At 45.9% G+C, this 6,446-nt stretch carries 5 protein-coding genes; all 5 read left to right on the forward strand.

Annotated elements, in window-relative coordinates:
* Positions 1–33 precede the first annotated feature (33 nt).
* A complete protein-coding gene (locus INF29_RS09210) occupies positions 34–942 on the forward strand; it encodes a polysaccharide deacetylase family protein (protein ID WP_193486159.1) in 909 nt (302 codons plus the stop codon).
* A gap of 23 nt (positions 943–965) precedes the next feature.
* Entirely contained in the window at positions 966–1,718 is a 753-nt protein-coding gene (gene tpiA / locus INF29_RS09215; RefSeq protein ID WP_072852267.1) for a triose-phosphate isomerase, read from the forward strand.
* Between the two features lie 30 nt (positions 1,719–1,748).
* Positions 1,749–3,296, forward strand: a complete 1,548-nt coding sequence (gene gpmI, locus INF29_RS09220; RefSeq protein ID WP_193486162.1) for a 2,3-bisphosphoglycerate-independent phosphoglycerate mutase — start codon at positions 1,749–1,751, stop codon at positions 3,294–3,296.
* 41 nt (positions 3,297–3,337) lie between these two features.
* Positions 3,338–4,651: a phosphopyruvate hydratase gene (eno, locus tag INF29_RS09225; RefSeq protein ID WP_072852271.1), complete on the forward strand. Its 1,314-nt coding sequence runs from the start codon at positions 3,338–3,340 to the stop codon at positions 4,649–4,651.
* Between the two features lie 353 nt (positions 4,652–5,004).
* A complete protein-coding gene (spoIVB, locus tag INF29_RS09230; RefSeq protein ID WP_193486165.1) occupies positions 5,005–6,270 on the forward strand; it encodes a SpoIVB peptidase in 1,266 nt (421 codons plus the stop codon).
* The last annotated feature ends 176 nt before the right edge of the window (positions 6,271–6,446 follow it).

Raw genomic sequence — 6,446 nt, forward strand, 5'->3', positions numbered from 1 at the left:
GTAAATATAAAGAGAAAGAAGCGGCATAGAACTATGAAACGAATTTTTACGATTTTTATGACCATGGTCATGCTTTTGGGCATGACACAGGTTGCCATGGCAGCGGAAAAGAACCCCGATGCTTTTCAGGCGGCAGTGGATGTATTGAAAAGCGACCAGAAAGTGGAAGAAACAGAAGCATTGCCCAAGGTGGACCCCACAGAATATATTCCTGTGCTGATGTATCATCATTTTGCAGTGCGGGATATGGGCTTTGGTGATGGCATTACCACCATGCAATCAGAACTGGAAGAACAGATCCGTTACTTCAAAGAACAGGGATACACCATCATTTCCATGGAAGAACTGGATCAGATCCTGGCGAAAAAGGAACAGGAAAAAGATACAGATGGTGACATTGGTCTGGATATGAAAGTGAAATATCTGTGCATTACCATGGATGACGGGTATTACAGCAATTATGATCTTGCGTATCCCGTTTTCCAGAAGTATAATGTGCCTGCAACCATCTTTGTGGTAACAGACTATATCACCAATCAGATCGGTCTGAAGAAATTCACATGGAGCAATGCATCTGAAATGATCAACAACAGCAAAGTTGGCATTTATAACCACACCAGCAACCATGTGCCCGCTGGTAAGACTACCACAGAGGAATTTGTGGCAGCGGCACTGGCAGGGGAAGAAGCACTGGAAGCAAATCTGCCTACACGGAGAACATCAGTGAGAGCATTGGCTTATCCCAATGGACAGAATACACCGGAATTGCAGCAGGCATTGCTGGATGAAGGATTTTCACTGCTTTTCACCATTGACCCCGGTGTTATCAACCGCAATACTTCCCGTGGGGCAATCCCCAGAATCATGGTTTCTTCCGGTATGACTGGCGCAGACATCGTAGCGAGAATCGAACAGACAGCAGCCCGTACCATGGGCAGCTAAAAAATAAAGAAGGAAGGTATTTCATTATGAGAAAGAAAATCATTGCAGGGAACTGGAAAATGAACAAAACACCCGCAGAAGCAAAAGCATTGTGCGAACTGCTGAAAGACAAAGTGAATACAACAGATGCCGACGTTGTATTCTGCGTGCCTTTCGTGGATCTGTACCCCGTGCTGGAAGCACTGCAGGGCACAAACATTGCTGTAGGTGCAGAAAACATGCACTTTGAAGAAAGCGGCGCTTATACAGGCGAAATCTCCGCAGCAATGCTGAAAGAAATGGGTGTAAAATACGTTGTCATCGGTCATTCCGAACGCAGACAGTATTTTGCAGAAACAGATGAAACTGTAAACAAAAAAGTGAAAAAAGCACTGGAAAGTGGTCTGCTGCCCATCATGTGCTGTGGCGAAACACTGGAACAGAGAGAAGCAAACATTACCATCGAATGGGTACGTATGCAGATCAAATGCGGTCTGGCAGGTGTCAGCGCAGATGATGTGAAGAAAGTAACTGTAGCTTATGAACCCATCTGGGCAATCGGTACAGGTAAAACAGCTACTTCCGCTCAGGCGCAGGAAGTTTGCGCAGCAATCCGTCAGGTACTGGCTGAAATGTATGGACAGGCTGTGGCTGATGAAGTACGTATCCAGTACGGCGGCAGCGTAAATGGCAAAAACGCAGCAGAACTGTTTGCGATGGCTGACATTGACGGCGGTCTGGTAGGCGGTGCAAGCCTGAAAGAAGAATTTGCAGATATCGTGCATTACAATAAGTAAGTTATCTCACGAAACGGGAGGTAAACGAGAATGGATAAAAAAACAACGGTACTGATGATCCTGGACGGCTTCGGTATCAATGAAAGAACAGAAGGCAATGCCATCAGACAGGCAAAAACACCTGTATTGGACAGCCTGAAAGCAAAATATCCCTGCGTGAAGGGTTATGCCAGCGGTCGTGCTGTTGGTCTGCCCGATGGACAGATGGGGAACTCTGAAGTGGGTCACCTGAATATCGGTGCTGGTCGTATCGTATATCAGGAACTGACCAGAATCACAAAATCCATTGAAGACGGCGATTTCTTTGAAAATCCTGCTTTGATGGACGCTGTGGAACATTGCAAAAAGAACAATTCCGCACTGCATCTGTATGGTCTGCTTTCCGACGGTGGTGTGCATAGCCATAACACACACCTCTACGCACTGTTACAGCTGGCAAAACGGAATGGTCTGGAAAAAGTATTTGTTCATGTATTTCTGGATGGCAGAGATACACCCCCTGCTTCCGGCGCAGACTATACTGCACAGCTGGAAGAAAAAATCCGTGAAATCGGCGTAGGCAAAATTGCCACAGTGATGGGACGTTTCTATGTCATGGACAGAGATAAAAGATGGGAACGGGTACAGGAAGCTTATAACGCCATGGTTCTTGGCAAAGGCGAAACAGCACAGGATGCTGTGGGCTGTATCCAGAAATCCTATGAAAACGGCAAAACAGACGAATTTGTCGTACCTACTGTCATGGTAGAGGAAGACGGACAGGCAGTTGGCAAGATCAGTGACCACGACGCGGTGATCTTCTATAACTTCCGCCCTGACCGCGCAAGAGAAATCACCAGAAGCCTGTGCGACCCTGATTTTGACGGCTTTGCCAGAGAACAGGTGCCTCAGGATCTGAAATACATTTGCTTTACAGAATATGACCCTACTATCCCCAACAAAGAAGTGGCATTCAAACCTCAGCGTCTGGACAACACTTTGGGTGAATACATTTCCTCTCTGGGTCTGAAACAGCTGCGTACCGCTGAAACAGAAAAATATGCTCATGTCACATTTTTCTTCAACGGCGGTGTGGAAGAACCCAATCCCAACGAAGATCGTTGGCTGGTGCCTTCCCCTAAAGTAGCGACTTATGACATGAAACCGGAAATGAGCGCAGTGGAAGTGACAGACGGTCTGATTAAAGCTCTGGAATCCAGAGAATATGATCTGATCATCGTCAACTACGCAAACCCCGATATGGTAGGTCATACAGGTATCCTGGAAGCAGCAGAAAAAGCTGTGGAAACCGTAGATACCTGCATCGGCAGAGTAATGGATACTTTGCTGAAAGTGAATGCGCAGATGTTTATCTGTGCTGACCATGGCAACAGCGACCAGATGGTGGATTATGAAACAGGGGAAGCTTTTACAGCCCATACCACAAACCCTGTACCCTTTATTCTGGTTAATTACACAGACGGCATTGGTCTGAAAGATGGTGGCAAATTGGCAGACATTGCCCCCACACTGCTGGAAATGATGGGTCTGCCCAAACCTGCGGAAATGACAGGTGAAAGCCTGCTCATCAATAAATAAGAGAAACAACCAATAGGTATTTTTAAGGAGGAGTTCAACACATGAAAGGCTATTACGAAATTACAGACGTTTATGCAAGAGAGATTCTGGATTCCAGAGGCAATCCTACAGTAGAAGTAGAAGTTGTTGTTGACGACAGCGTTATCGGTCGTGCAGCTGTTCCAAGCGGTGCTTCCACAGGTGCTTTCGAAGCTGTAGAATTGCGTGACGGCGGCGACAGATACAACGGCACAGGCGTACAGGATGCAGTTGACAACGTAAACAACATCATCGCTGACGAAATCATCGGTATGAACGCTTTGGATCAGGTTGCTATCGATAACCTGATGCTGGAACTGGACGGCACACCCAACAAAGCAAAACTGGGCGCAAACGCAATCCTGGGCGTTTCCATGGCAGTTGCAAAAGCAGCAGCAGAAGCTCTGGATATGCCTCTGTACCAGTACCTGGGCGGCTTCAATGCAAAAACAATGCCCGTTCCCATGATGAACATCATGAACGGTGGTAAACACGCTGACAACACCGTTGACGTACAGGAATTCATGATCATGCCCGTTGGCGCTTCTTCCTTCAAAGAAGCTCTGCGTATGTGTGCAGAAATCTACCACATGCTGAAAAAAGTTCTGAAAAACAAAGGTCTGTCCACAGCTGTTGGTGACGAAGGCGGCTTCGCACCTGACCTGCCCACAGCAGACGCTGTTATCGACCTGATCAAAGAAGCTGTTGAAGCTGCTGGCTACAAATGGGGCGAAGACATCAAAATCGCTCTGGACCCTGCTTCCACAGAACTGTATGATGAAAAAGACGGCAAATACCACTTCCCCGGCGAAAGCAAAATGGCTGGCAAAGAAATCGTTCGTACTTCCGCAGAAATGGTGGAATTCTGGAAAGCACTGGTTGAAAAATACCCCATCATCTCCATCGAAGACGGTCTGGCAGAAGAAGACTGGGAAGGCTGGCAGCTGCTGACAAAAGAACTGGGTGACAAAGTACAGCTGGTTGGTGACGACCTGTTCGTAACAAACACAGAAAGACTGCAGAAAGGTATCGATCTGAAAGCTGGTAACGCAATCCTGATCAAAGTAAACCAGATCGGTACACTGACAGAAACATTCAACGCAATTCAGCTGGCTAACAGAAACAAAATGACAGCAGTTGTATCCCACAGAAGTGGTGAAACAGAAGATGCTACAATCGCTGATATCGTAGTTGCTGTAAACGCTGGTCAGATCAAAACAGGTGCTCCTGCAAGAACAGACCGTGTTGCAAAATACAACCAGCTGCTGCGTATCGAAGAAGAACTGGACGAAACAGCTCAGTACCTGGGTCTGGATGCATTCTTCAACCTGAAATAAGATATTTTTAAAATCATGTAAATAGCCCTTTTAGGTGCATCTTCATAAGAAAATAGAGAAAGCTGGAATCCTTAGATATAGAGGATTCTGGCTTTCTTATTTTTATAGGATTTTGTTGGATATGTTTCTGCTGAAGCCAGCTGTCGCAATTCTTCTTAAGAAATCCAGAAAACCCAATGTTTTCTTAAGAAAAATTTGCTTAGGGCTTTCTCTTTTTTTGCAAAAATTTCCATGTGTCTAAAAATTTGCTTTCTGTTCGTCTGTATTTTCTTTCCCTGTATAGGATGCTTTTCGCTGGCAATCATAAAAAAGAAACAAGCTTGTTTCAAAAAAACAATGCGGGAGGCTTTTTTATGGAAGGAAATACAGGAAAATGCCGATGGAAATGCCTGACGCTTTGGGTTGTGGCAGCAGTTCTCTTTTGCTGGGGACTCATACGCTTTTTGCTGCCAGACGATATGACACTGATGGCAGGGCGGACAACGGCTTATAATCTGCGTCTGCCTGTTTCTGTGAAAACAGAAGAAAGTGTGGAAGTGTTGGGCATTTCGGCAAAGCCAACGGCGGATAATTTCCATTTGTCTTTGGGTACGGAAGTGTCTGCAGAAGCTCATGAAGCGGGAAGTACAGAAGTGACTTTTTATCTTTTTGATAAAGTCCCTGTCAAGACTGTGTCCGCTAATATACTGCCGGATACGAAACTCATTCCCTGCGGACGTACGGTGGGGGTGCAGATGGACACAGATGGTTTGCTGGTGCTGGGAACTGGTTTTGTGGAGGATGCGGAAGGAAACAAAACGGAGCCATGCAAAGGTATCCTGCAAACAGGAGATTTGATTCAGTCTGTGGATGGCAAAGCAATGCCCAACAAAGAAGCTTTTCTGGAGGCAGTAGGCAGCCATGACGTTACACCAGTACAAGTGGCTTTTGTGCGGGATGGTGTGGAGCAAAAAGCAGAGGTGACACCTGTATATAGCCCTGCGGATGGTGCCTATAAATTGGGTATCTGGATTCGGGACAGCATTCAGGGCATTGGTACTGTGACTTTTTTTGATGAAACCACAGACCGTTTTGGTGCGCTGGGTCATGGCATCTATGATGTGGATACTGGCGGTTTGATGTCCTTGAAACAGGGGCATATCACATCTTCCCATTTGACAGAAATCGTGAAGGGACAAAAAGGCGAACCGGGGGAATTGAACGGCATCATTGAGGCGGATGAAGTGCTAGGGGATATTGAAAAAAATACGGAAGTAGGTATCTATGGTACTGCGGATACCTCTGCCTTTACCGGTGAAAGTTATCCCATTGCCCTGCAGGATGAAATTCAGGAAGGAAAGGCACAGATTCTTTCTAATATTGCAGGAGATGAGGTAAGAGCCTATGATGTGGAAATCGAGCAGGTACACCGTTTTGGAAAAGAAAGCAGCAAAGGTATGGTCATCCATGTGACCGATCCTGATTTGCTTTCGAAAACAGGGGGCATTGTCCAAGGCATGAGTGGCAGTCCTATTTTGCAGAATGGAAAACTGGTAGGCGCGGTGACCCATGTGTTTGTCAATGACCCTACAAGGGGATATGGTATCTTTATTGAGAACATGCTGGAAGCGGCAGCATAAAAACCTGCTAACAAAAGTCAAGACCTTTTCGCAAGCTTTTTAATGATTTTCAACTAAATAAAAATTCCACGACAATTAGACCGGCTCAAAATCCGGTCTGTTGTTTTCTTGGGTTTATTTTCTTTTATTTTCGGTATACTTCCATCACTCTCGCATAGTAGATTCTCAAAAACTTA

The sequence above is a fragment of the Anaerotignum lactatifermentans genome, from assembly GCF_014982935.1.
Classification (GTDB): domain Bacteria; phylum Bacillota; class Clostridia; order Lachnospirales; family Anaerotignaceae; genus Anaerotignum; species Anaerotignum lactatifermentans.

Excerpts from the sequence above, each read along its gene's own strand:
- spoIVB (WP_193486165.1), top strand. The coding sequence starts at position 5,005 with ATGGAAGGAAATACAGGAAAATGCCGATGGAAATGCCTGACGCTTTGG.
- eno (WP_072852271.1), top strand. The coding sequence starts at position 3,338 with ATGAAAGGCTATTACGAAATTACAGACGTTTATGCAAGAGAGATTCTG.
- gpmI (WP_193486162.1), top strand. The coding sequence starts at position 1,749 with ATGGATAAAAAAACAACGGTACTGATGATCCTGGACGGCTTCGGTATC.
- INF29_RS09210 (WP_193486159.1), top strand. The coding sequence starts at position 34 with ATGAAACGAATTTTTACGATTTTTATGACCATGGTCATGCTTTTGGGC.